Source organism: Enterococcus sp. DIV0691, from assembly GCF_051711145.1.
GTDB classification, from domain to species: Bacteria; Bacillota; Bacilli; order Lactobacillales; family Enterococcaceae; genus Enterococcus_B; species Enterococcus_B hirae.
Genome location: NZ_JBIOLY010000001.1, coordinates 2,466,154 through 2,487,481, shown reverse-complemented (window position 1 = coordinate 2,487,481; position 21,328 = coordinate 2,466,154). Strand labels below are relative to the sequence as shown.

The following is a 21,328-nucleotide window of genomic DNA, read 5'->3' as shown; positions in this document are numbered from 1 at the left end:
AATTTTAAGAATAAATTTTTTCCGAAGTGAACATTGTTCACTTCGTTTTTTTTGTTTTGTCTATAAAAAGTGATTGATTGAAAAAAAGAAATGTTCTTTTTTAAATCAATAAAAAATATAGAAATAAAATAAAGTATTATGAAAAAAAGGGAGGAGATTGAATTGAGAAAAACAAATCGATTAACGATAACGATTATGAGTGTACTAATATTAGCTAATTCATCTATAACTGCCAGTCCATTTGTATACGCAGAACAAAATGAAGTCTCAGGAAAGAAAACAATGAAAAGTGAAATCAGCCAGGCAAATATTTCAGGTGAACATTCAGATGTGAAACAAACGAACATTCCTAATGATCAAAACGTTAAGAAAGCGACTGAGGCAGTGAAACTTCTGTTTGATGAAACAGGAGCAAAAACAAGTAATACCCAAGCAAAAATTAATGAAGTAAAGCTACAAGTAATGGAATTAACAGAAAGTGTACAAAAAACAAAATTATTTGAAAAAATTGTTCAAGCGCAAGAAATGTATGATTCAAAACAGACTAAAATGACAAATTCTAAAGAAAAAAATGGACAAAAAGAATTTGACGAAAAAACTCCTTCCTGTACAATCGACCCCTATATTTATGGAAACGTATATATGACTGGTGCTTATGAAGGGGAAATCAATCAATTTAAATTGATTGTTGGCGATAAAGAATATACCCCAGGTTTTACTTTGTTACCAAATAATCAGTACAAACTTTATATTGGAAAGAAAATTCCGCCTTCAATTTTTTCAGTCACAGTAAAAATCTTTGATAAAAAAGGAAAAGAGACAAGTTCTCAAAACGTTTCAGTTCAAGCACCGAAACTCACCATTAACAATTACACATTAGGAGAAAACTATGTCAAAGGTGAGTTTATTGGTGATGTTGCTAAATTTAAATTGAGGGTGGGGACCACAGGAAGCACGAAAGAATACACTCCAGGTTTTAGACGATTAGCGAATAATCAATTTGAAGTCTATGCGAAAGATAAAATATTACGTGGAAGTAAAAGAGTCGTTTTGGTTGCTCTGAATTCAGAAGGAGATTTGTTAAAATCTGGTTTAGTTAGAGTCCAATCTCCCTACTTAGATATAAATGACTATAAATTAGGAAATGAATATATTACAGGTACCTATGCTGGGGCAGTAAAGAAATTTAAGTTAGTAGTGGATGGAAAAGAGTATTTTCCAGGATTTAAATTGTTAAAGGATAATCAATTTGAAGTCTACGCGAAAAACAAGGTATCGGCGCTAACTAAATCTATTACTTTGATTAGTTTAGATGAACAAGGAAAAGAAATCGTTAGTAAGCAAGTGGTTTTCATTGATTCAACGAATAAAGACTGACTATTTTTATAGCTGAAGCATTAACGACTCGTATAAAAAGTTACTTGAATAGAAATAGAAGAACAACCAGTGTCACAAACAAAAATTTTTTTACCGAAGTGAGTAACTTTAACATTGTTTTTTATTTTATAAAATAGTCTATTTAAAAAAATGACATTTTTTTTTAAATAATTAAAAAAAATAGCGAGCCCGAATAGGTTATTATTTCCTTAAATTAAATAAACAAAAAAGGGTGGTTTTTAATTGAAAAAGGGGAACTTGAAAAAGAATTTAGTGTCGTTTTCAACTACGAGTGCATTAGTATTATCTAGTTTATCTGGAGTAGTGACACCAATGGTCCATGCAGATCAAAATGGGGCGGGAGAAGGCATCACTATTACTACTTCGGAAAAAAATGAGAAAAAAGAAGAAGCAAATCAATCAAATCAATCAAGTCAGGCGAGTGAAACAAGTCAAACACACGCTTCAGAAGAAAAAGAAAATAAAAAAGTAGAAGAAACAACAACATCTTCCACTACAAAAGAACAGAACGCATCAAGTGTGCCAGTACCGGAACAGAAGAATACACTTGCAGATGAAGTGATTCAACATGCTACTGATGCAGTCAATAATCTATTTGATGGAAATGGAGCAAAAGTAGGCAATACTAAAGCTCAAATTGATGCGGCGAAACAACAAGTCGAAAGCTTACCAGATAGTGATCAAAAAACAGCGTTGTTGGAAAAAGTCAATCAAGCACAAAAAGCATACGATACATTGATGCAAAAATGGCAAGTTGCGAATGAGACGATGGATAAACACTTTATTGATGGAGATATCGGTAATCCTAAAGGTAGTTTTACAACAGAAGAAATGATCGATCTTGCAGAAAAACTAGGTGAACTTCCTTATATAAACATTCCATTTTTAGAAGGCTATACGACCAATGAATTGCAAGAAAAATACGATCAGTTAATTGCTGTATCAAACGCAACGCCAGTGGTGGATCGTCTGTTTTTTAATGGTAAACCAAGTACAAACAATACTCAAAATGATATTAATACTGCATTGAATCTTGTCCACCGTCTTGTGGATGGACCTTATAAAGACAGACTATTAGCGAAAGTACAAGAAGCACAAAAAGCTTATAATGATGCACATATTGTCCAAGATCCTGCAGAAAAACAAGCGGTAGAAGCTGTAAATCAGCTCTTTAATGGAGACACTCCCAAAGAAAGTAATACTCAAGAAGCAATAGATGAAGCTAGAAGAAAAGTAGATGCGGTAAATAATATATCTCCTGTTAAAGCACAATTATTGAAAAAATTAGAAATCGCTCAAGCAGCTTTGGATGATAGAGTAAATGCATTCAAAGTGGATGTTTATCATTATGGAAATGTCCATATGACGGGAGAATACAGTGGGAAAATCAAGAAGTTCAAGTTGATTGTTGATGGCAAAGAATACACACCAGGATTTAAATTATTAGCAAATAATAAATTTCAACTTTATATTGGGAAAAGGATTCCTTCGACAACAAAAACAGTTACAGTGAAAAGTTTTGATTCAAATGGAAAAGAAACAGGTACAAGAGAAGTTGCTGTACAATCACCTAAATTAACGGTGGAAGAATATACAGTAGGTAAAGATTACATCAAAGGTCAAATTGCAGGTGAGGCTAAACAATTCAAATTAATTGTTGATGGCAAAGAATATACACCAGGATTTAAACTTTTAGAGAATAATAATTTTGAAGTGTATGCAAAAAATAAAGTAACAGTAGATTCTAAAAAAGTGATTTTAAAAGTTTTAAATGCTGAAGGTATAGAAATCGGCATGCAAGAAATCACCCTTAACGCTCCAAGCTTAGTTGTAGATTATTATAAAGTAAACACTGATTATATTACAGGAAGCGTGACCGGCAATGTCAAGAAATTCAAATTGATAGTAGATGGAAAAGAGTACTTCCCAGGATTTAAGTTGTTAAAGAATAATCGATTTGAAGTATATGCAAAAAATAAAGTATCAGCAACGTCTAAAACAATTACTTTAGTGAGCTTAGATGAACAAGGGAAAGAAATTTTGAGCAAACAAGTTTCTATCTTGAATTCAGCAATCGAAGATGCTTTAACGATAGTAAATAATTTGTTTGATGGAAATGGAGCAAAAGTAGGCAATACTAAAGCTCAAATTGATGCGGCGAAACAACAAGTCGAAAGCTTACCAGATAGTGATCAAAAAACAGCGTTGTTGGAAAAAGTCAATCAAGCACAAAAAGCATACGATACATTGATGCAAAAATGGCAAGTTGCGAATGAGACGATGGATAAACACTTTATTGATGGAGATATCGGTAATCCTAAAGGTAGTTTTACAACAGAAGAAATGATCGATCTTGCAGAAAAACTAGGTGAACTTCCTTATATAAACATTCCATTTTTAGAAGGCTATACGACCAATGAATTGCATGAAAAATACGATCAGTTAATTGCTGTATCAAACGCAACGCCAGTGGTGGATCGTCTGTTTTTTAATGGTAAACCAAGTACAAACAATACTCAAAATGATATTAATACTGCATTGAATCTTGTCCACCGTCTTGTGGATGGACCTTATAAAGACAGACTGTTAGCGAAAGTACAAGAAGCACAAAAAGCTTATAATGATGCGCACATTATTGTACTTCCTAAAGGAAATAAATAGGCGAATTGATGACAAAGAAATATTTTTATCATGAAATCGATTAGGTTAGAAAAAATGATTGATTGGATAAATAATCTAAAAAAGAGCTTGGAACAAAAGAACGTGCCAAGCTCTTTAGCATATGTAAAAATAAATAAAAGCGGTTGTGACATACTTTTGTCACAACCGCTTGTTTAGTAATTAATCATTCTTTTTCAGGTAATTTATTCTCTAAATCAGTACGTACCACTAGAACATCACAAGTGGCGTTACGAATCACATATTCTGAAACAGAACCAATAAATAGACGTTCAACAGCATTCAATCCTGTTGCACCTAACATGATTAAATCTACATGGTTATCCTCAGGAATTTCTTTAGCGATGATTTGTTTCGGCGAGCCGTATTCAATCACGGTAGTAACATTGTTCAATCCCGCTTTTTTAGCATTTGCTTCATAATCAGCTAGCGTTTGCTTCGCCATTTCAGTTGCTTGCTCTGCCAACATGCCATCAAATGATGAAACGGTTTGGAAAGAACGAGTATCAATCACGTGTGCTAATAAAAGTTCTCCATTATTTCTGATAGCAACGTTTACGGCTTTTTTAAAAGCTAATTCAGCTTCATCAGAGCCATCTACGGCAACCATAATTTTTTTGTACTGTTGTAACATAAGCATTCACTCCTTCAGATAAATCAATCATTTATAATTCTATTGTAAAACAAGTTGAACAAAAAGAGAATTATTTACTGTTTGGTTTGACCATTTTCCGAGCGAAAGTAAAACTGAAGACAGAAGCAACAATAATGACCAAGAGCAGGTAAGCCAAAGCAATAAATCGTTGATTGAAGAAGGCAACAAAAATACCTAACACCCCTAGGAAAGCGTAAATGGCACCATAGAATTGTAAATAGCCACGATTTTTTTCTGTTTCTTCTATTAATACGAAAAAGATGGGTTGTTTTTTTAATAAATAATAGCTAACAAATAATAATAATAATGCGGCAATGCCCATTAAAAGTTGAATCATAGAAATTCCTCCAAAAGTCTAAAGATTGGTCAAATAATGTTTTTCAAGGGATCTACTCGAAAAAAAAGGAGCTGTACCAAGTAATTGGCATAGCCCCTTAATCTTCAAAAAATGGTAATCTCCGTTAATGCCGTTGTTCGTCCTGTAGTATTGATCCCGCGAATTCAAGCAGGTGGGTCCCACGGTCGTAGCCTCGAACTACCAAATGATAAGGCATGTTACCAGCAGTGACACAAGACGGGTCCCAAGATATCAATAAAAATGTTCGGTCAACACACAAAGAGGACAATTCGAACATCACAGATTTCCCACCTCTATAGTAGCATATGGAAATAAAAAGAGCAATGAGAGCGCTCATGGAAAATCAAGTCTATGTCGTTGGCTTATTGCCTCCTGATTTTTTCCATTCTTTGATTCGCTGATATTGTTGCCCAAGGGCTTGTTCATATTTCCCTGTAGTCTTCGGATGATAATAAGACGCTTGTTTTAATTTGTCGGGTAAATATTGTTGGTTCACCCAGGCTTGATCAAAATTGTGAGGGTATTGATAACCAATCCCACGATTCAATGCCTTGGCTCCTTGGTAATGACTGTCTCGTAAATGATCGGGCACTTCGCCAGCGTTGCCTGAGCGGATATCAGCAATCGCTTCATCTAAAGCGGCATAAGCAGAATTTGATTTAGGAGAGAGACAAAGATCAACTACGGCATCTGCTAAAGGAATCCTTGCTTCGGGAAGTCCTAGACGTTCAGCAGCTAAGACAGCATTGACAGTTCTAGCTGCGGCAGCAGGGTTTCCTAGACCAATATCTTCATAACCAATCACCATCAAGCGCCGACAGATACTTGCCAGGTCACCAGCTTCAACCAAACGGGCTAAATAATGAAGTGCTGCATCAACATCGCTTCCTCGGATCGATTTTTGAAATGCTGAAATCACGTCATAGTGAGCATCTCCGTCTTTATCATGAGTGAGGGCTTTTCGTTGGATACATTCTTCAACGATCGTTAGCGTCAAGTGAATGATGCCCTGTTCATTTGGCTCGGTCGAACGAGCCGCTAATTCCAAGCCGTTAAGTGTGCTTCGAAGATCGCCGTTCGTTGCCCGTGATAGATGGAGCAAGGCGTTTTCGTCTAGTTGAATAGCTAGATGACCAAGTCCACGCTCTTTATCACTTAGAGCTGATCGAACCGCTTGCTGGATATCTAATTCGTTTAAGGGTTTTACTTCAAAAATCTGTGTTCGACTGCGAATAGCAGGATTAATCGTGATATAGGGGTTTTCAGTTGTTGCGCCAATCATGATGATCCGTCCATTTTCCAGATGAGGGAGCAAAAAATCTTGTTTCGTTTTATCAAGACGATGGATTTCATCAAGTAAGAGAATGACAGTGCCACTCATCTTGGCTTCTTCGGCAACTACTTGTAAGTCTTTCTTGGAATCAGTTGCTGCATTGAGCATGCGAAAGGCAAATTTGGTTGAGCCAGCAATCGCACTAGCAATACTGGTTTTACCAGTTCCTGGTGGACCATATAAAATCATGGAAGACAGCATTTTGGCATCAACCATTCGCCGAATAATTTTTCCTTCACCAACTAAATGTTCTTGTCCTACGACTTCATCGATCGTTCGTGGACGCATCCGATAAGCTAAAGGTTGCTGCATAAAACGGCCTCCTTTTTTTATTTTTCGTTCGTTAATTATACCATATATTAGGACAATCCACTTTATGGTAACGCTAATTTAGAACGCCGTAAACCGTAAAGTGAAAGGAAACGAGTTTACTCATATTCAGGCTAAGTTTAACAGGGAGGATTCTTATTGAAAGGACTGGGGGACTTTTAAAATAAAGCACCAGCTTCCTCGTTTATTCTGATTTGAGGTAAAATAAAGGGAGTGAAGACATAGATGGCTTGGAGGAGGAGAAAAATGAAAGCGACACGATTATTGAGTGAAACATTGTTACGAGCACAAGAACGGTTTGAAGAAACGTTAGACCAGCTAGATGTAGCAGAAGCAAATACGATGCCGGCACCTTTGATCAAATCAGTAACTTGGCTGATCTGGCATACTGCTCGAGAATTAGACCTTCAAATATCCGATTTGAAAAATAGTGAACCACTGTGGTTTAGTCAAGACTGGTCTGGAAAATTTGCATTAGATCTGCCTGATGATACGCAAGATTGGCAACACACACCTGCGGAAGCAAAAAAAGTCGTCGTAACAGACAAAAAACTACTTACAGATTATTTAGCTAATAGTGTTTCATTGACGATTGAGTACTTGGAACAAGTCGATGAAGGAACACTTGATGAAGTCATTGATTCCAACTGGACACCTCCTGTCACACGTGAAGATCGTCTCGTGTCGATCATTGATGATGCAGTGATGCATTCTGGTCAGGGAATCTATACTCGCCGACTGGTGATCGGTAAATAATGAATGCTAAACCTTGTTCTGGTTTGAACGGTCTATGTAAAATCCTATAAAAGGCTGTGACAGAAGTGTCTAGTTCTGAAAAATAAGCCGGAGAATCCGAAGATAGTTCTTCCTATTTTTGGGATTTTTCGGCTATTCTTATCTGCCTGTCGTTTGCTGTAGGTTTTTCTTGGTTTCCATAGCTTATGCTTTCAATATTGTGTATGATAAGGGTGGTGAATAAAATGACAAATAAAGAGCAATTAGATGAACTTTTATTGAATAAAACAACACCCGAAGTCGCCAGAGATCTTTTAGGGATGTATTTAGAATATGTTACGCCAACTGGTACCGTTGGTGGTTACATCGTTGATGCAGAGGCATATCTTGGTCCAGAAGATGAAGCGGCTCATAGTTTTGGGATGCGCAGAACCCCACGAGTGGCAGCGATGTATGAAAAGCCAGGAACGATTTATCTTTATACGATGCACACCCACCGTATTTTAAATATTATTACGCAACCTGAAGGGATTCCACAAGGGGTAATGATCCGTGCGATCGAGCCTGCAACTGGTGTGGCTCAAATGAGCATTAACAGAGGCGGGAAGACTGGTCCTGATATTAGTAACGGTCCCGGAAAATTGGTAGCGGCATTAGGATTACCACAAGAACTTTATGGACAATCGATTTTAGACAGTCCGTTGCATTTTGTTTTTGAAAAAACAAAAATACCTAAGAAAATCATGGCTTTGCCAAGGATCGGTATTCCTAACAAAGGAGAATGGACGGACAAACCATTACGTTTTGTGGTGGCTGGAAATCCATATCTATCATTACAAAGAAAGAACCTGGTGGAGGAAGACTGGGGCTGGAGGAAGAAAAAATGAAAAAAACAAACTTACTTGACTACTTAGACAAAACAATCGAAAAAACGATCACTGATTATGATGTGGCATTAGACTGGGATACGAAAAACCATACGATTGAAATCATTGTCCGACTATTTGCAGAAAATAAAGCGCATTTGGAAATCGATGATGTCCAAGGTGTAGTTTCCGAAGAAGAAATCATTGAATTTGAAGATGGTATTTTATTGTTCAATCCACAAAAATCCCATTTTGATGAAAAAGATTATTTAGCGGTTATTCCTTATGAAGGGAAGAAAGGGATAGCCAAATCGGTCATTGATGCATTGATTGAGTATTTGAACGAAGTATTAGCGCAAGGGCAAAGTGATCTCTTAGATTTTCTTGATGCAGATGATGAAACGGCAGTGTTTGAGTTGAATTGGGACAATCAACAGTTAGCAAAACTAGTCGAAGAAAAACAGCAAAATGAGACGGACGTCTATTTGCCTTATCCAAGTTATTAAGGAGTGAATGTCATGAAATGGAATGAAGTAAAAGTTGAAACCGCCAGTGAAGCAGTGGAAGCTGTGGCTAATATACTAATGGAAGCAGGAGCAAGCGGTGTTGCGATTGAAGATGCTTTAGACGTTGAAAATTTCAAGTCTGATCAATATGGGGAAATCTTGAATAAAGAAGATTTTACTTCATTAACAGAAGGCGCATTGGTGATGGCTTATTTCCCTGAAACGATTTTTTTACCAGAGATTTTGCCTTTTATCAAAGACCGTGTAGCTCAACTCCCAGAATTTGGCTTGGCGATCGGTAAAAATATCATCACCGTTAGTGAAGTGGAAGAAAGCAACTGGGCAACTGCTTGGAAAAAGTATTATCACCCAGTACGGATCACCAGAATGTTAACAATCGTGCCTAGTTGGGAAGCGTATCAAACAAGTGATCCATTAGAAAAGATCATTACATTAGATCCTGGAATGGCATTTGGAACAGGGACACATCCAACTACCTCTTTAACATTGCAAGCATTAGAAACGGTATTGCGTGGCGGAGAAACACTTTTAGATGTAGGAACTGGTTCTGGCGTCTTAAGTATCGCAGCAAAATACTTAGGAGCCAAAGATGTTTATGCCTATGATCTGGATGAAGTGGCTGTTCGTGCAGCGAAAGAAAATATGGATATGAATGAAGTAGCCAAAGATGTTCACGTAGCTGCTAATGATTTATTGAACGGCATCACAATCGAAAGTGATGTTATCGTGGCGAACATCTTAGCAGATATTATTTTGTTGATGATCCCTGATGCTTGGCGCTTATTAAAACAAACGGGGCGCCTGATCGTATCTGGTATCATTGAAGAAAAAAAACAAATGGTCATTGACGCCATGAAAGAACAGGGTTTTGTCGTTGATCAAATTTTCCAACAAAAAGATTGGTATGCAATTATCTTGAAAAAGCCTGAGGTGGAATAAATGCAACGTTACTTTTTAGAAGAGGCGTATCAACCAAATACACGCTTCGAACTTTCGGGAGAGGCATTTCATCATATCGTACGGGTCATGCGCATGGCGCCAAAAGATCAAGTCTATTTAGCATTCAACGATCAAGTATCGATTCGTGCGGAGATCACAGAAATCAGTGAAGATACCGTTTATTTGAGCGAGCTTGAAAAAGAAAAAAGCCAAAAGGAATTACCCAATAACATCACGATTGCCAGTGGTTATCCAAAAGGGGATAAACTAGACTGGATCGTTCAAAAAGGAACAGAATTAGGTGCGCATGGATTTATTGGCTTTCCAGCTAAAACATCTATTGTAAAATGGGATGCGAAAAAAAGAAACAAACGTCAAGAACGTTTGAACAAAATTGCTCAAGAAGCAGCTGAACAATCTCATAGACAGATTGCGCCCCAAGTGGAATTATTGGAAAGTCAGCAAGCTCTTTTTGATCGACTATCTGCTTATGATGTGTTGTTGATTGCTTATGAAGAGTCAGCAAAACAAGGAGAACTAGCCAATTTAGCTAAGGTATTCCAAGAACTCACTGATGGTAGTCGGATTTTAGCCGTTTTTGGTCCTGAAGGAGGTCTTGCTCCTGAAGAAGTTGAAGCCTTTGTTGAAAAAGGTGGAATCTTATGTGGATTAGGACCGCGGATTTTACGTACGGAGACGGCACCTCTTTATCTTTTAAGTGCGGCAAGTTATCAGTGGGAGCTCACTCACTGATAATAACTGAATAAAATCAGGAAAAATTGAAAAAATTCCGAACAATCTGTATAATAAAAACAATTATTTTATTGTAAACAACGGATGACATCAAATGAATGGTGTGCATGAGTTTGTTTCTAGTTATGTTATACAAAAGAAGAATGGTTTTTAATATTATTCGGAGCAACAGCTGTTGTTCGTAACCTTTGAAAGGGGGATGTTCCATGCCAAAAGAAGAATTATTGACAGGTCCTGGAGTGATTAAATTGGTTAGCCAATACATGGGACCTGATCATGTAGCATTTGTTCAAAAAGCTTGCGATTATGCAACGGCTGCTCACGATGGCCAGTTTCGTAAATCAGGCGAACCATACATTATCCATCCTATCCAAGTTGCTGGGATCTTAGCTGATTTAAGAATGGACCCCCATACTGTTGCAACTGGTTTTTTGCATGATGTTGTAGAAGACACCGACGTTACTTTGGATGATTTGAAAGAAGAATTTGGTCCAGACGTTGCAATGTTAGTTGACGGTGTAACGAAACTAGGGAAAATCAAATACAAATCACATGAAGAACAATTAGCAGAAAATCATCGAAAGATGTTATTAGCTATGGCGCAAGATTTACGTGTAATTATGGTGAAATTAGCTGATCGACTACATAACATGCGTACGCTAAAACATCTTCGTGAAGATAAACAACGTCGAATCGCCCAAGAAACTTTAGAAATTTATGCACCATTAGCTCATCGCTTGGGGATCAGTCGAATCAAATGGGAATTAGAAGATACCGCACTTCGCTATCTCAATCCTAAACAATATTATCGAATCGTGCATTTGATGCAAACGAAACGAGAAGAACGAGAAAAATATGTCAACGCCACAGTCGAAGATATTCGTCTAGCAACAGAAGAACTAGATATCTATGCAGAAATCTATGGACGTCCTAAACACATTTATTCTATTTATCGGAAAATGAAAGACCAAAAGAAACAATTCAATGAAATCTATGATTTACTTGCAATACGGGTAATCGTTGACTCTATCAAGGATTGTTATGCTGTTTTAGGAGCAATCCATACCAAATGGAAACCAATGCCAGGGCGGTTTAAAGATTATATTGCTATGCCTAAAGCAAATATGTATCAATCCTTGCATACAACAGTCATTGGACCAGCTGGAAATCCGGTAGAGATCCAGATACGAACTCAAGAAATGCACGAAATCGCCGAGTTCGGGGTGGCTGCACATTGGGCATACAAAGAAGGTAAAAATGATAAGGTCGAACCAGATGGTATCACGAAACAATTAAGCTGGTTCCACGAAATCATTGAACTGCAAGATGAAAGTTATGATGCTTCAGAATTTATGGAAGGTGTCAAAGGAGATATCTTTAGTGATAAGGTCTATGTTTTCACTCCTAAAGGGGACGTGACAGAACTGCCAAAGGGTTCTGGACCTTTAGATTTTGCTTATAGTATCCATACAGACATTGGAAATAAAACAACGGGTGCCAAAATCAACGGCAAAATGGTTCAATTAGATTATAAGTTGAAAAATGGAGACATTATTGAGATTTTGACTTCACCTAATTCGTTTGGTCCAAGTCGAGATTGGTTGAAATTAGTTGCTACGAGTAAAGCTCGCAATAAAATCAAACGTTTCTTCAAAGCGCAAGACAGAGAAGAAAATATCATCAAAGGACATGAAGCAATCACAAAATGTATTATCGATCTAGGCTTTGCACCAAAAGAAATTTTAGCAAAAAGTAAGCTGCAAGATGCTTTAGAAAAGCTGAATTATCAAACGGAAGATGATATGTATGCAGCTGTGGGTTATGGTGAAGTCAGTGCATTGACGATGGCGAACCGTTTGACTGAAAAAGAAAGAAAAGAACAAAAGATCGAGCAACAAAAACAAGAAGCTGAAGAAATCATGAACCAACCGAAAAAAGAACCGGAAAAAATGAAGGTTCGCCATGAAGGTGGTGTCGTGATTCAAGGTGTCGATAACTTGTTGATTCGGATCAGTCGTTGCTGTAACCCGATCCCTGGAGATGATATCGTGGGTTATATCACTAAAGGAAGAGGAATCTCAATTCACCGAAGAGACTGTCCGAATGTCCAAGTAGACAAGCCGAATGTGGCCGAACGCCTGATCGAAGTTGAATGGGAAGATACCTCGAATACCAGAAAAGAATATGATGCTGATCTGGAAATTTATGGTTATAATCGTTCCGGCATGTTAAATGATGTCTTACAAACGGTAAATACCATGACTAAAAACTTAAACAGCGTGGAAGCGAGAACCAACAAAGACAAAATGGCAACGATCCATTTAACAGTAGGGATCCAAAATCTTGCTCACCTAAAGAGCATCGTGGATAAAATCAAAGCTGTACCAGATGTGTATAGCGTGCGACGAACCAATGGTTAGGAGGAAAACACGTGAGAGCTGTTGTCCAGCGAGTAAGTAAAGCTTCAGTGACGATCGATCAACAAGAAGTTGGGAAGATCGATCAAGGGCTGGTTATTTTACTAGGTATTCATGAAAAAGATACGCAAGATGATGTTGATTATTTAGTAAAAAAAATTGCACAAATGCGTATTTTTGAAGATGAACAAGGAAAAATGAACCGTAGTGTAGAAGATGTCGAAGGACAAATTTTGAGTGTGTCCCAATTTACGCTGTTTGCAGATACTAAAAAAGGAAATCGTCCAAGTTTCATCTCAGCAGCTCGTCCCGAAACAGCTATTCCACTATACGAGGCTTTTAATGAAGGGATTAGAAATAGAGGGATTACCGTAGCAACCGGCCAATTTGGAGCTGACATGGCAGTATCTTTGATCAATGACGGTCCGGTTACTATCATTATTGATTCTCAAAATAAATAAGAGATGCTAGTATATTCATAATTGATTGAAATAAGATGAGCAGGACTCGTCAATTTCTTTAACCGATCCTCAGAGATTCGCACAAGCGATGAATCTTTGAGTGATCGTTTTTTTGTGTGCCTACTCGAAAAGTGTCATACAGATGGGGGAACCTATTTTTTAAGGAAAAAAGAGTGATTTTAGAGGAGAAATAGTTCTAAAATCGAGTCCATTTGGTCTTTTTGGTTTTAGAACACTTTTTTTGTCAGCTATCTAAAAAAAAGATAAGCTAATAATAGATGAAGTGTTCTATTGGAGGAGATAAAAGATGAAAGAGGTACCAGTAGTCGATATAAAGATAACCGAGATTAAAAAACGATATGAGCAAGGTTATCACTTGTTAGAGGAATTACGTAAAGAGGCAAATGCGCCAGTAGTGAAAGCAAAAATCTTCAATAAAGAAGCGATTGTGATCTATGGAAAAGAAGCCGCTCAAATTTTTTATGATCCAAGGAATTTCAAACGAAAAGGAGCAATGCCTAAATTAGTATTAAAAACGTTGTTTGGGAAAAATGGTGTTCAAACACTAGACGGTGCCCAACACCATCATCGCAAATCGATTTTTATGGATTTGATGACACCGGAAAGAATGGATACGTACCATCAAATTTTAGAAAAAAATTTGTCTCAAGCGTTAAACGAACAACATGGACAATTTGAATTATTTGATTTAAGTAAACAAGTACTATTTACTTCGATTTGTGAATGGTCAGGAATCAACTTAGCAGAATTGACCGATGAAGAAATCAATCAGTTCGCTGATTACCAAATTTCTATGATCAGTGGGACATTTACGTCGCCAATCGATCATATCAAAGGGGTTGAAAATCGTAAAAAATCTGAACAATGGGCTCAAAGGTTGATCGAGGATGCACGAGCAAACCCTGTTCCAGGTAAAGAAGATGTCGCTTTATATGCTTTTGCCCAAGCAACTGATCTTGATGGTAATTTGTTGCCAATCGAAGTGGCTGCGGTGGAATTGCTCAATATTATTCGACCAACTGTAGCATTGACAGTCTGGGCAGCTTTGATGGGACATGCTTTATTCAGTCGACCAGACTTAAAACAGCAGTTAAAAAATGACTTTACAGAACTTCAAGATCCGTTTATTCAGGAAATGCGTCGTTACTATCCATTTTTCCCAATGTTGCCAGCCATTGCTTTAAAAGATGTGTCAGTTGACGGCTATCTTATTCCTAAAGATAGTTGGGTTATTTTGGATCTATACGGGACGAATCATGATGAGCGTACAATCGATGCGCCAGATTCATTCATGATCAAACGTTATTTAGGGAAAGCAAAAGATCTTTCTTACGAAGAGGAATATGAGATGATTGCTCAAGGTGGAGGAGACTTTCGACAAATGCATCGCTGTGCAGGAGAATGGATCACTTTACACAGTTTACGGGTCTTTTCTGACCAATTAGTCAACCATTATGAATTTTCAGTACCTGAACAAGATTGGACGATCCCTAGTAATCAATTTCCAACTTATCCTAATAGTCGTGTACTCTTATATAAAGAATAGTGCGTAGAAAATAAAAAGTCTGAAATATAAATCTCATTCTGTAGCGCCCCCCAAAAAAAGTTAGACTAAAAAAACTAACTTTTGGGGGGCGCTTTATTTTTTATTCTAAAACAAGTAAACGGTGTTCAAGTAACAGCTCCTTGAAATAAGCCTGAATTTTTCAAAACATGAGAAGCTGTTTTAAAAAATTCTTTCTTATTATCATCGGAGCTTCCCGTTGCTTTCACAACCTCTGATTCACGGTGTTCAAAGAGCTGACCTTCGGCGATAAGTCAAAAAATCTCAAAACATGAGAAGCTATTTCGAGATTTCCCTCCTTAACGCTCAGGTCAAAACGCTCTTTTCACAACCTCTTTTTTCAAAAGTTCTTTTAGTTTAGCATTTTTTCTTTTTGTTTTAGACTAAAGAAAAAAGGAGGAATTGCGAATGGCAGAAATAAGAATTGGACATTCACAAGTTTATGCTGAACAACTTGGCTTAGGAGCGAATGCGATCGGCGGTCATAATCTTTTTGCTAACTTAAAAGATGAAACTGGGAAAGAAGTTGTACGAACCGCTTTGCAAAACGGCATCAATTTAATTGATACTGCTTATGCTTATGGAAATGGACGTTCAGAAGAACTGATCGGTGAAGTCTTGCAAGAAAATGAATTTGATCGTTCACGGGTGATCATTGCCACTAAAGCTGCCCATGTTCCTGGACAAAAAGGGGTATTCAATAATTCACCAGAATTTTTGACCCGTTCTGTAGAAGAAGCACTCCGACGTTTACAAACTGATTATATTGATATTTTTTATATCCATTTTCCAGATAAAGAAACGCCAAAAAATGAAGCAGTCGCTGCGTTGCACAAACTAAAAGAAGCAGGGAAGATCCGTGCAATCGGAGTCTCTAATTTTTCAATGACTCAACTGAAAGAAGCAAATCAAGATGGCTATGTTGATGTTGTTGAAGATAAATTTAGTTTGATCCATCGTGAAGCTGAAAAAGAACGTTGGCCTTATCTTGAACAACATAACATTAGTTTTGTCCCTTATTTTCCACTTGCTTCCGGCTTGTTAACGGGGAAATATCATTTAAATAGTCTTCAAAGTATGGCTCCAGATGACCCTCGTAAGAAGAATCCGGATTTTCAAGGAGAGAGGTTTGAAAAAATCATTCAGGCTGTCGAACAACTTGCACCGATTGCGAAAAACAATCAAGCTAGTATTGCTCAACTCGTTTTAGCTTGGTATATGAAAAATCCACGGATTTCTGTCGTGATACCTGGAGCGAAAAAACCGGAACAAGTTAGAGATAATGCTCGTGCATTAGATATTCATTTATCGTCCACTGATTACCATACCATTGATCAACTCTTTAAAGATTTTTAGAAAAATACAGAGAAGGTCGTGACAGAAGAAGTTAGCTCTGAAAAAATGAGCGTGTGCTGGAATGAAGGATGCTAGTAATTAAGGAGATGTTTCATTCAGTTAGTCGGTTAGCACCTTATTAATTCTCAGTTGATTTACAGATTTTTCTTGACTTTACGCCTTGTTTTTAGTAGGTTATAGGTAATATTGAAAATATCAATGAAAGAGCGAGTAAGTTTCTGAAGCTTTACAAGAGAGGATCATCAAGGCTGAAAATGATCTAAAGTTTTAGGTTCTAAAAGACACTCTGGAGATGGACGAGTGAAAAGCCGTCCCGTGTACGAGCGTTAATCGTTAGAGGAAAGAGCAATCTTTCAAAAATAGGTGGTACCGTGTATGAATTAGTCATTCACCCTTGTTCGTAATGAATAAGGGTGGATTTTTTTTTACATAGAAAAGTAAAGGGGAGAAAAAAATGAGTTTCCAAAGACCAAAAGGAACAAATGATATTTTACCTGGTGAGTCAGAAAAATGGCAGTTCGTGGAAGAAACAGCGCGTTTATTGTTTAGAGATTATCAATACAATGAAATCCGCACGCCTATTTTTGAACACTATGAAGTCATTTCTCGAAGTGTAGGGGATACAACGGATATCGTGTCAAAAGAAATGTATGATTTCTATGACAAAGGGGAACGCCACATCACTTTACGTCCAGAAGGAACAGCACCGATCGTTCGTTCTTTTGTGGAACATAAATTATTTGGACCAGAATATGCAAAACCTTATAAAACATTTTATATGGGACCAATGTTTCGTTATGAACGCCCTCAAAAAGGTCGTTTACGTCAATTCCATCAAATCGGAGTAGAAGCTTTTGGTTCTGACAATCCAGCAACTGACGTAGAAAGCATGGTTATGGCCCTTGATTTCTTCAAACAATTAGGAATCACTCAAATTCGATTAGTGATCAACTCGCTAGGAGATAAAGAAACGCGTCAAGCATATCGTCAAGCATTGATCGACTATCTTTCACCATTTGAAAAAGAGTTGAGTGAAGATTCACAACGTCGTTTGCATGAGAATCCGTTGCGGGTGTTAGATAGTAAAGACAAACGTGATCAAAAGTTTGTTGCTGATGCACCATCGATTTTAGATTTCTTAAGCGAAACAGCACAAAAACATTTTGATATGGTCGTTGCTATGTTGGATGCACTTAATATACCTTACGAAATCGATAGCACGATGGTTCGAGGGTTGGATTACTATACACATACAATCTTTGAGATTATGAGTGATGCACCAAAGATGGGCGCACAAGCGACGATTTGTGCAGGTGGACGTTACGATAATCTGGTTGAAGAACTAGGCGGACCTCAAACACCGGGTTTTGGTTTTGCGATGGGGATCGAACGCTTGCTGTTAACAATGGAAGCAGAAGAAGTCGTGATTCCGGCATTTAATGAATTAGATGCTTATGTCGTGGCTTTAGGCGAAGAAACGAATATCGAAGCATTGAAACTGGTGCAAACGATCCGCAATTTTGGGTTTTCAGCTGATCGTGATTTTATGGATCGTAAAGCAAAAGCACAATTCAAAACGGCTGATAAAGCGAATGCTAAGTTAGTGTTAGTTATTGGCGGAGATGAGCTGGAAAACCAAACGGTCACAGTCAAATCAATGGCTAATAGAAAAGAAAAAAGCTTTAGTTTAACAGAAGTTTATGAACATTTTGATGAAGTCTATGATGAAATGACTTTATTCGAGTAGGAGGAAAAAGAAAAATGGCACAAAGAACAACTTATTGCGGTTTGATTTCAGCAAAAGAACTAGATCAAACTGTTACATTAAAAGGGTGGGTACAAAAGCGAAGAGACCTAGGGGGAGTAATCTTTATTGATTTACGTGACCGAGAAGGAATCGTCCAAATCGTTTTCAATCCTGAAGTCAATAAAGAAGCATGGGAAATCGCGGATAAATGTCGGAGTGAATACGTGATTGAAATCACTGGTGTGGTTCGTAAACGTGAGGAGCTAGCCATCAACCCTAAAATGGTCACTGGTGAATATGAAGTATTCGCAAACGAAATTGTTATCTTGAACAAAGCAAAAACACCACCGTTTTTGATTGAAGACGATCAAACAGTCGGAGACGAGATCCGTATGAAATATCGTTATTTAGATTTGCGTCGTCCAAAAATGACGAAAAATATCAAAATGAGAAATGAAACAACGAAAGCAATCCGTCATTATTTAGATGATAATGATTTCATGGATATCGAAACACCTTATTTAGGAAAATCAACGCCAGAAGGGGCTCGTGACTATCTTGTTCCTTCGCGTGTTTACCCAGGGCACTTTTATGCTTTACCTCAATCACCTCAGTTGTTTAAACAATTATTGATGAACGCAGGGTTTGATCGTTACTACCAAATCGTTCGTTGTTTCCGTGACGAAGATCTTCGTGGTGATCGTCAGCCAGAATTTACTCAAGTAGATATTGAAACGACATTCTTGACGGCAGAAGAAATCCAAGATTATACCGAAGGCTTGATTGCGAAAGTGATGAAAGATGTTCGTGGAATCGACGTTACTTTACCGTTTCCTCGCATGACGTATGACGAAGCAATGAATCGCTACGGTAGTGATAAACCAGATACACGTTTTGAGATGGAGTTGACCGACTTAAGTGAAATCGTCAAAGATGTTGATTTCAAAGTCTTCCAAATGGCTCTTGAAAAAGGTGGCGTCGTCAAAGTTTTAAATGCTAAAAATGCTTCAAGCAACTACTCTCGTAAAGATTTAGACAATCTTGGGCAATACGCTAGCCAATTTGGTGCGAAGGGATTAGCTTGGCTAAAAGTAGAAGAGGACGGCTTGAAAGGTCCAATCGCTAAATTTATGGGAGATGCAACAGAAGCAATCGTTCAAGCGACAAACGCTGAAGTTGGAGACATTTTATTATTTGGTGCGGATACAAAAGAAATCGTAGCTGCAACACTAGGTGCAATCCGTACACGCTTAGGAAAAGAATTAGGCTTAATTGATGAATCAAAATTCAATTTCTTGTGGATCACAGAATGGCCACAATTTGAATATTCTGCAGAAGAAGGACGCTACGTATCCGCTCATCATCCATTTACGATGCCAAAAGAAGAAGATCTTGAACGCTTGAGTACAGATCCAGCTAGTGTCTATGCAGAAGCATATGATATCGTATTGAATGGCTATGAGCTAGGCGGTGGCTCAATCCGGATCCATACTCGTGAAATCCAAGAAAAAGTCTTAGAAACTTTAGGCTTTACGAAGGAACAAATGGAGGAACAATTTGGTTTCCTATTAACTGCATTGGATTATGGGTTCCCACCACATGGCGGTATTGCTCTTGGCTTGGACCGTTTTGTGATGTTACTTGCTGGTGAAGAAAACATTCGTGAAGTTATTGCTTTCCCTAAAAATGGTAGAGCAGCAGATGTCATGAGTGATGCACCAAGTACGGTATCAGATGCCCAATTATTTGACTTGAATATTGATGTAACCAGCATGGACTAAGTTTATTCGTATTGAACAAAAGACTAGTAACTCAATTCCATTGATCGTTTTATAAATAATAAGTACGGGAGTCTGGACTAGGTGTAAAAAGACTCTCGTACTTGTTTATGTTGTCTTGATTTAATTCCAAAACGATTTATAATTAAGCCATAGCGTATAATGTCAGTTGAGTTTTAACCCATATTTTCAATGGATGCTACGTTTAGTGATGCGATAGGCGAAGAATGAATCCTTCTTTTTGGTTAGTGTAATGATGGATCATTATAGAGTAGTCACTGAACGTAATCGTTCGTTCTTTCATTATATACTACGTATCTTTACTCACTATCCAAATTAAAATTAAGAAAGGAAATTCCGGGAAAAGAGAGAAATTGACTTCCAGCCAATGATTGTCTCTTCATACGAATTCATATGAAAATTACGAGATCGTAACCGGAAATACAAAGCAATGAAAAAAACTTTCGAAAATTGGGCGCATCATGATTATACGACCAAGCTTTCGGTATCTATCGTTTATGCATTGATTGCATCAGTAGCACTAAACTTTTTTTATCAACCAGGACATATTTATTCAAGCGGAATCACTGGCTTGGCACAAATACTGACTACTTTATCTAAATCGTTGATTGGATTCGAAGTACCCGTCTCAACGACTTTATACTTATTGAATATTCCTTTATTTGTTCTTGCTTGGGTGAAGATCGGTAAGAAGTTTACGATTTTTACATTTATCACCGTGACATTGACGTCACTTTGTATCCATATCCTTCCTCTAACGGTTCTTTCAACTGATCCAATCATCTGCGCGATTTTTGGGGGAGCTGTGATGGGGTTAGGGATCGGGTTAGCCTTAAGAAATGGCTTATCCTCAGGTGGTTTGGATATCGTCAGTATCACTATTCGTAAAAAGACAGGAAAATCGATTGGTTCAATTTCGATTTACTTCAATGCATTGATCGTTTTCGTAGCTGGTATCCTTTTTGGCTGGCAATACATGTTTTATAGCGCACTTTCGATCTTTGTCAGTGGGAAAGTAACCGACGTGATGTATACGAAACAAAAGAAAATGCAAGTGATGATCGTAACGAAGCATCCCGAACGAGTAGTCAATGAAATCCAAAACTGTATGCGTCGTGGAATCACGATCATCAATGAGGCAGAAGGAGCTTACAAGCACGATAAACAAACGGTGTTGATGACGATCGTTACACGCTATGAGTTGCCTTTGTTAAGAGAAGCGATGAAAGCTTCTGATCCACAAGCGTTTGTCAGTATCGCCGAAAATGTCCAAATTCTTGGTCGGTTTTATGAAGAGGGCGTTTAGTGCAAGTGCAACTTATTGACAGAAAAAGTGACATATCCAAATAAATGAATCGATCAGTGTGGCTGGAAACAACTTTATTCTACA

General features: G+C 37.6%; 17 protein-coding genes, 1 other RNA gene and 1 other annotated feature. Of the genes, 14 read left to right on the top strand and 4 right to left on the bottom strand.

All coding sequences use genetic code 11. The annotated features are described in order from the left end of the window. Positions 1-162: 162 nt before the first annotated feature. Positions 163-1,377, top strand: a complete 1,215-nt coding sequence (locus tag IGJ11_RS11405; protein WP_053766265.1) for an immunoglobulin-like domain-containing protein — start codon at positions 163-165, stop codon at positions 1,375-1,377. A gap of 258 nt (positions 1,378-1,635) precedes the next feature. After that, positions 1,636-4,059: an immunoglobulin-like domain-containing protein gene (locus IGJ11_RS11400; protein WP_438772557.1), complete on the top strand. Its 2,424-nt coding sequence runs from the start codon at positions 1,636-1,638 to the stop codon at positions 4,057-4,059. Positions 4,060-4,243: 184 nt separating this feature from the next. Here IGJ11_RS11400 and IGJ11_RS11395 read toward each other — a convergent pair whose 3' ends face one another. The 4 genes from IGJ11_RS11395 to IGJ11_RS11380 form a co-directional block, all read right to left on the bottom strand. Next, entirely contained in the window at positions 4,244-4,711 is a 468-nt protein-coding gene (locus IGJ11_RS11395) for a universal stress protein (RefSeq protein ID WP_010720888.1), read from the bottom strand. Positions 4,712-4,781: 70 nt separating this feature from the next. After that, positions 4,782-5,069: a hypothetical protein gene (locus tag IGJ11_RS11390; RefSeq protein WP_010720887.1), complete on the bottom strand. Its 288-nt coding sequence runs from the start codon at positions 5,067-5,069 to the stop codon at positions 4,782-4,784. A 114-nt stretch (positions 5,070-5,183) separates the two neighbouring features. Continuing rightward, a non-coding RNA gene (ssrS, locus tag IGJ11_RS11385) (6S RNA) lies at positions 5,184-5,378 on the bottom strand. Between the two features lie 61 nt (positions 5,379-5,439). Then, positions 5,440-6,735 carry a replication-associated recombination protein A gene (locus IGJ11_RS11380; RefSeq protein WP_053766267.1) on the bottom strand — a complete coding sequence of 432 codons (1,296 nt, stop codon included), beginning with the start codon at positions 6,733-6,735 and terminating at the stop codon, positions 5,440-5,442. A gap of 264 nt (positions 6,736-6,999) precedes the next feature. Between IGJ11_RS11380 and IGJ11_RS11375 the strand changes: the two genes are divergently transcribed. The 12 genes from IGJ11_RS11375 to IGJ11_RS11320 all read left to right on the top strand — a co-directional run bounded on the left by IGJ11_RS11375 (position 7,000) and on the right by IGJ11_RS11320 (position 21,244). Further along, positions 7,000-7,509 (top strand): DinB family protein, encoded by a 510-nt coding sequence (locus tag IGJ11_RS11375; RefSeq protein ID WP_010737081.1) that lies wholly within the window; start codon positions 7,000-7,002, stop codon positions 7,507-7,509. A 224-nt stretch (positions 7,510-7,733) separates the two neighbouring features. After that, the gene (locus IGJ11_RS11370; protein ID WP_053766269.1) at positions 7,734-8,375 is read left to right on the top strand and encodes a DNA-3-methyladenine glycosylase; all 642 of its coding nucleotides are present in this window, start codon (positions 7,734-7,736) and stop codon (positions 8,373-8,375) included. Then, positions 8,372-8,860 (top strand): DUF3013 family protein, encoded by a 489-nt coding sequence (locus IGJ11_RS11365; protein ID WP_063627546.1) that lies wholly within the window; start codon positions 8,372-8,374, stop codon positions 8,858-8,860. The genes IGJ11_RS11370 and IGJ11_RS11365 overlap by 4 nt, the downstream gene beginning before the upstream one ends. Before the next feature lie 12 nt (positions 8,861-8,872). Beyond that, on the top strand, positions 8,873-9,820 hold the full coding sequence (gene prmA / locus IGJ11_RS11360; RefSeq protein WP_010720882.1) for a 50S ribosomal protein L11 methyltransferase: 948 nt from the start codon (positions 8,873-8,875) through the stop codon (positions 9,818-9,820). Continuing rightward, complete coding sequence (locus tag IGJ11_RS11355; RefSeq protein WP_088775327.1) at positions 9,821-10,573, top strand: 16S rRNA (uracil(1498)-N(3))-methyltransferase; 753 nt, start codon at positions 9,821-9,823, stop codon at positions 10,571-10,573. 206 nt (positions 10,574-10,779) lie between these two features. Further along, positions 10,780-12,993 (top strand): RelA/SpoT family protein, encoded by a 2,214-nt coding sequence (locus IGJ11_RS11350; protein ID WP_010720880.1) that lies wholly within the window; start codon positions 10,780-10,782, stop codon positions 12,991-12,993. 11 nt (positions 12,994-13,004) lie between these two features. Beyond that, a complete protein-coding gene (gene dtd, locus IGJ11_RS11345; RefSeq protein ID WP_034699948.1) occupies positions 13,005-13,451 on the top strand; it encodes a D-aminoacyl-tRNA deacylase in 447 nt (148 codons plus the stop codon). Between the two features lie 307 nt (positions 13,452-13,758). After that, positions 13,759-15,018 (top strand): cytochrome P450, encoded by a 1,260-nt coding sequence (locus IGJ11_RS11340; protein WP_207431565.1) that lies wholly within the window; start codon positions 13,759-13,761, stop codon positions 15,016-15,018. Positions 15,019-15,444: 426 nt separating this feature from the next. Beyond that, entirely contained in the window at positions 15,445-16,392 is a 948-nt protein-coding gene (locus tag IGJ11_RS11335) for an aldo/keto reductase (protein WP_010737088.1), read from the top strand. Between the two features lie 189 nt (positions 16,393-16,581). After that, positions 16,582-16,791, top strand: a binding site (T-box leader). A 55-nt stretch (positions 16,792-16,846) separates the two neighbouring features. Continuing rightward, the gene (gene hisS, locus IGJ11_RS11330; protein ID WP_010720876.1) at positions 16,847-18,139 is read left to right on the top strand and encodes a histidine--tRNA ligase; all 1,293 of its coding nucleotides are present in this window, start codon (positions 16,847-16,849) and stop codon (positions 18,137-18,139) included. Between the two features lie 14 nt (positions 18,140-18,153). Then, positions 18,154-19,920, top strand: a complete 1,767-nt coding sequence (gene aspS / locus IGJ11_RS11325) for an aspartate--tRNA ligase (RefSeq protein WP_178287199.1) — start codon at positions 18,154-18,156, stop codon at positions 19,918-19,920. 448 nt (positions 19,921-20,368) lie between these two features. Then, a complete protein-coding gene (locus IGJ11_RS11320) occupies positions 20,369-21,244 on the top strand; it encodes a YitT family protein (protein WP_010720874.1) in 876 nt (291 codons plus the stop codon). The last annotated feature ends 84 nt before the right edge of the window (positions 21,245-21,328 follow it).

Bases quoted from the DNA above. Each gene is read 5' to 3' on its own strand.
- IGJ11_RS11395 (WP_010720888.1), bottom strand. From the start codon at position 4,711: ATGTTACAACAGTACAAAAAAATTATGGTTGCCGTAGATGGCTCTGAT.
- IGJ11_RS11390 (WP_010720887.1), bottom strand. From the start codon at position 5,069: ATGATTCAACTTTTAATGGGCATTGCCGCATTATTATTATTATTTGTT.
- IGJ11_RS11380 (WP_053766267.1), bottom strand. From the start codon at position 6,735: ATGCAGCAACCTTTAGCTTATCGGATGCGTCCACGAACGATCGATGAA.
- IGJ11_RS11375 (WP_010737081.1), top strand. From the start codon at position 7,000: ATGAAAGCGACACGATTATTGAGTGAAACATTGTTACGAGCACAAGAA.
- IGJ11_RS11370 (WP_053766269.1), top strand. From the start codon at position 7,734: ATGACAAATAAAGAGCAATTAGATGAACTTTTATTGAATAAAACAACA.
- IGJ11_RS11365 (WP_063627546.1), top strand. From the start codon at position 8,372: ATGAAAAAAACAAACTTACTTGACTACTTAGACAAAACAATCGAAAAA.
- prmA (WP_010720882.1), top strand. From the start codon at position 8,873: ATGAAATGGAATGAAGTAAAAGTTGAAACCGCCAGTGAAGCAGTGGAA.
- IGJ11_RS11355 (WP_088775327.1), top strand. From the start codon at position 9,821: ATGCAACGTTACTTTTTAGAAGAGGCGTATCAACCAAATACACGCTTC.
- IGJ11_RS11350 (WP_010720880.1), top strand. From the start codon at position 10,780: ATGCCAAAAGAAGAATTATTGACAGGTCCTGGAGTGATTAAATTGGTT.
- IGJ11_RS11340 (WP_207431565.1), top strand. From the start codon at position 13,759: ATGAAAGAGGTACCAGTAGTCGATATAAAGATAACCGAGATTAAAAAA.
- IGJ11_RS11335 (WP_010737088.1), top strand. From the start codon at position 15,445: ATGGCAGAAATAAGAATTGGACATTCACAAGTTTATGCTGAACAACTT.
- hisS (WP_010720876.1), top strand. From the start codon at position 16,847: ATGAGTTTCCAAAGACCAAAAGGAACAAATGATATTTTACCTGGTGAG.
- aspS (WP_178287199.1), top strand. From the start codon at position 18,154: ATGGCACAAAGAACAACTTATTGCGGTTTGATTTCAGCAAAAGAACTA.
- IGJ11_RS11320 (WP_010720874.1), top strand. From the start codon at position 20,369: ATGAAAAAAACTTTCGAAAATTGGGCGCATCATGATTATACGACCAAG.